The sequence below is a fragment of the Shewanella sp. genome, assembly GCF_051658185.1.
In the GTDB taxonomy this organism is placed as follows: Bacteria; Pseudomonadota; Gammaproteobacteria; order Enterobacterales; family Shewanellaceae; genus Shewanella.
The window spans coordinates 1-4,682 of record NZ_JBOFMC010000151.1 but is presented as its reverse complement, the minus strand read 5'-3'; the positions used below and the strand labels follow the sequence as shown (position 1 = coordinate 4,682).

Here is a 4,682-nt window from a genome sequence, read left to right as displayed (position 1 = left end):
GCTCTTGGCTCGGCGCAGGTCCCACGATACGCGGCATATATTCTTGGCCATCCCCAGGGTTTGCATAGAAAATTAAATCGAGGAAGTTAGCCGCACCGGGTAATAGGGCGATGGAAAACAGATAAGTGACCACATCTTCTGGCACAATGGGCTTCACCCAAGGTTGGCCGCCACAGAAAGGTTCTGCGGTTTGCTTACCCGCTTCCACATCGGCGAGATATTGGTTATAACCCGCGGTAAAGCCTTGGATTAATGCGCGAGAACGTTCGCTAAACTGTGGCCATTTGGCTTCAGCTTGCTGACGGATCTTTAAGGCTTTATAGGCAAAGTCCGAGATTAAGTTGCCATTATCCTCAGCTGTGGGTTGGCCCGTGGTGAAATCAATCGACGCATGGGGACCAAAGTACATTGAGCGCTGGGAATTGGCTTTAATAAAGCCATCGGCGAGTACACAGAGATTGTCCTGCGCCTGCGCATAGCCGCTACCAAAACCTAAGCTTTCTAGGTTATCGGCTTGAATATGCGGTACACCGTAGGTAGTTCGGCGGATATTGGCTTTGAGCAAACCATTGGGCGCAAAAGTTTGCAGCTGGGTTTCAGGTTCAGTAGGTGGAGTGCTATCTTCGCTATCGTTACAGCCTGTGAGCATAACGCCGCAGGCCATCCCCATCGCGATCATGAGTTTGTTGAATTTCATTATTATTATCTCTTAATTTTGGTTCCTTCAATGACATCGCTTTACTGCGTAAATCAGTTAACTTACTGAAGGAGCAATAATCGTATGTCGTTTCCTGATGCTCGGTGGTGGCTATTTACTCCCCATGCAATCGCATATTACTGAGCTATTTTTACAGAGCTCTTTTTACTGAGCAAAAGCAATGAAAATGGCAGAATAGACAACCCAGAGACGAGACACCTCAGACCATTTAAGCAATGATTCAAACGAGCGTCTACGTTAAAAAAGCAAATAAATAATCAGTTCACAACAAAACGCGATCAAAATGATCGGTGATTTAAAAAACCGTCAACGTTAATGCGCCAACTCGTGCATTGACGCTGCTTACCCGGAACACCGCATCCAAACTATCGAGATACGCAGTCCGCACTTACCATGACAAATCGCGAGAGCCACTAATAATTGCTTTTCGCGGATACTGCCAAGCATGCAACATTGGCAGCATCCACCACAAACACATGGGATTCGAGTGATACACACAACCAAAACGTGCATGACTCACCCACTCACACCAACGACAGTATCAATGCGAAGATAAAGATTCACTGAGGATCAGAGTAGATGCGCTCAAGCCACATCGTGAACGCGGTGTAAATAATTTGATGCAAACTATTGTTAAATATGTGACAAGCATCCGCAATAATGGTTGCAAATGCGGCAGAGCTCAAAAAAAAACCACGATAGTCCCATTAGAATCCTCATTGAGACAAGTTGCTCTCAAATACAAACATAAAAGTATTCAATAGCGAGCGAATGAAGCTAGCAGTGCCCTTCCCTGCAATCGTTAATGCTGCAATCCGTGCTTTATTGTCGCTGATTGGATCGATTGGAGATTATGATGAGAATTTTCACCTCTAGAAAACTGGCCTATGTCGTCGCACTCGCCTTAACGGGCGGTCTCGTTGGCTGTGGTAGTGATGGTAAAGATGGCGCCGATGGCGCGCCAGGTACCCCCGGCACTCCAGGCACCCCTGGTGACTCATGGAAGCCCACACCGGTCACCAAATCGACCATTACCAATCTCAAGGTTATCAATTACACCTTGGGTGAAGGTAAAATCAGTTATGAATTTGAAATTACTGATGAAAATGGAAGTCCCATCAATAACCTTAATCAGGTTGAAGGCAAAGTGGCAGCCTTAACTGAAAAAGGCTTTATTAACAATCGTACCGAAGCCGACATTAATGGTGTTGCAGACAATGTCCATATCGGTGGTTCAGTCACGCAAGCAACCACTGGAGCGGTGCTCACGCAAATTGACGATGGCCATTACCAGTTTGAAGCCCCCATGAAAGGCGTCACTCCCGCAACGGAAGGCATCGTCTTACTCAGTGTCGGCCCACAACGAAACGCTCCTAGCCCAGTGGCTGCTGCCCGGGTTGTTGTCAATAAACCTGAAGGCCAATTTAGCACCGCCACAGAAGCTTGTTACGCCTGTCACGTTGATTATTCAACCAGTCCACGCCAACACCACGAATATGTGGCTAAAGGGGTGGACGGCGAAATCACCTTTGTTGAAGGTTGCTTAGTCTGCCACGGCTCCGTAAGCCGCGCAGCGAAAAACGCTGAAGGATTTTCAGTTGGCGGTTATGCAACCAATACTCTCTCTAAAATTGGTCACATTAATCACCAGGACTTCACCAAAGACTTCAGTGTGATGAACTGCTCTACCTGTCACGTTGAAGCCCCTAAAAATATTAATATTGCAGGTCCCGGTTGTTTTGACTGCCACAACACTGGCGGCGTACCAGGTGTCATCACGCCAAATGCGGGCGCGGATCTGCGTATTCCACATGAAAGTAAAAGTGGGCTCACTGAACGCCAAGCCATTCGTGCTAAATACAAGCTGGAATTATCCACACCGGTTAAAGTCACCGATATTTCAACGAAAGCAGATCACATTGCGGAAGATTGGAGTAGCAGCGGCACGAATAGACCAAAACCTGCCACCGTCCCTGCAGAAGCTGGCTGGTGTACCACACTAAAAGTGACTGATACCGAAGGTAATATCTTCAGTATCAAAGACAACTTTAACTATTCCGACGTTTTTGATGCGAAGAAACCCATAGTCTATGCAGGCGCTTATTTGCATGCCTATGAAAATGATAGCGTCGTCGGTCGCCCAGGCAACCGCACTAACTATTTCTATGGTTACAACGCTGATGGTACCAAAAACATTTGCCACTCAGACACTGACACCAGTGCCGTGAATGCTCATTACGCCTACTCAGCACGAGTGACATTTAGTACCGCAGGGTGGATGGAATACGATGGTAACAAGCGTTACCAAAGCAACGGTAAACTAAGGGCCGACGGTTATGATGGTTCAATGGGAGTGTCGTTTACTGCCTACTCGGATGTGGTCAACCCTACCTCTGGCGAAAAAGTCTCGGCCTTTGAACGTCGTGTGGTGGTGAGCGATAACAGCTGTACCACCTGCCACAACGATGCCACTGCCTTCCACAAAAATGGCGCATTTGACGAGGGCGGCAGATCTTGCGTCGCTTGTCACGACAATGGTATGGCGCGGACATCAGCTGCGTTAGGCGCTGGATTTGGCCCTATGGTACACAGCTGGCACTGGGGTAACGGTGCTAACGTCGGTGAAATTGCTGCTGATGGCACCCAAGCAAAAACCGCTAACGGCGCAAGTGCAATTGCAGGCTCTACCAGCTGTGTGGCTTGTCACGAAACCGTTGTTGATTTAGACAAAGTACCCAACCAATACATTCTTGAACCTGGCAGTAAAATGACCAGCCCCATCAGTGCAAACTGTTTCGCCTGCCATACCAGCGCCGCAGCCCAAGCACACATGGGAAGTAACGGCGGTGAAATCAGCATACCCAGTGTGGCTGACTGGTTTAAACAACCGACCGCAGAGGCCTGTGCTGTATGTCATGCTGAAGGTAAGTCATCAGGTATTGAAAAACATCACAAGTTTACTCGTTAGTTAATCAGTGAGATTGATTAATCCGCAGGTAATCTTGGGATAACACTTTCCCTGCAAGGAAACCTCAAAGGAGCTTAACCAAGTTAAGCTCCTTTTTTCATTAACATATCATCTTAAGTTTGATACAGTCTTTGACTCAGTTAGATTTAAGCGATTAACGCTACTGTCATAAAAACAACAATTATTAGGAAGTCATTTAATGCATAAACATTTTCTTGCCATCGCAATCACCGCCACCCTTGCAGGCGGATTGGCAGTGACAGGCTGCAGCCATAACACCAGCGCCCCGAATGCCGTGACCACTCAAATCAGCAATCCCCTGTTAGCGCCCAGCACATTACAATATCAAGCGCCCGATTTTAGCCAGATAAAAGATGAGCACTTTAAGCCTGCGCTAGAGCAAGGTATTGCCGAAAACTACCAAGAAATTCTGGCGATTGCGAATAACCCTGCCGCCCCTACCTTTGACAATACCATTGTGGCAATGGAAAAAAGTGGCGCGCTCTTAACCCGCGCATCAAGCGTATTTTACAACCTCGTCGGCTCGAATAGCAATCCTGAACTGCTTAAAATTCAAGGAGAAATGGCCCCTAAGATGGCGCAGCATTCGGATAATATCAATTTAAATCCTGCGCTATTTGCCCGTATTGATGCCATTTATAATAACCGTGCTAATTTAGGGTTAACCCCTGAACAGCAGCGCTTAGTAGAGGTTTATCACCAACGCTTTATTTTGGCTGGCGCTAAATTAACCGATGAACAAAAGCTCAAAATTCGCGCATTAAATGAAGAGCAATCCAAGCTCACTAACGAATTTTCCCAGCGTTTACTGCGGTTAACCAAAGAAATCGCCATCGTAGTCGATTCAAAAAGTGAACTGGCTGGGTTAACGGAGAGTGAAATTACCTCCGCCGCCAATGACGCCAAAGCGGCCGGTCATGAAGGCAAATATCTTATCAATATCACCAATACGACTCGTCAGCCGGTATTGGCCTC

The 4,682-nt window shown here is 47.2% G+C and carries 2 protein-coding genes and 1 pseudogene; 2 read left to right on the top strand and 1 reads right to left on the bottom strand.

Annotated features, from left to right (window positions below; genetic code table 11):
* A partial coding sequence (locus ACRCZA_RS06295; RefSeq protein WP_438673606.1) for a penicillin acylase family protein occupies positions 1 to 697 on the bottom strand: 697 nt, incomplete at its 3' end.
* Positions 698 to 1,574: 877 nt separating this feature from the next.
* Here ACRCZA_RS06295 and ACRCZA_RS06290 point away from each other — a divergent pair.
* On the top strand, positions 1,575 to 3,686 hold the full coding sequence (locus ACRCZA_RS06290; protein WP_438673607.1) for a multiheme c-type cytochrome: 2,112 nt from the start codon (positions 1,575 to 1,577) through the stop codon (positions 3,684 to 3,686).
* Positions 3,687 to 3,885: 199 nt separating this feature from the next.
* Positions 3,886 to 4,682: pseudogene (locus ACRCZA_RS06285) on the top strand (dipeptidyl carboxypeptidase II); the annotation flags it as partial.

Bases quoted from the DNA above. Each gene is read 5' to 3' on its own strand.
- ACRCZA_RS06290 (WP_438673607.1), top strand. From the start codon at position 1,575: ATGAGAATTTTCACCTCTAGAAAACTGGCCTATGTCGTCGCACTCGCC.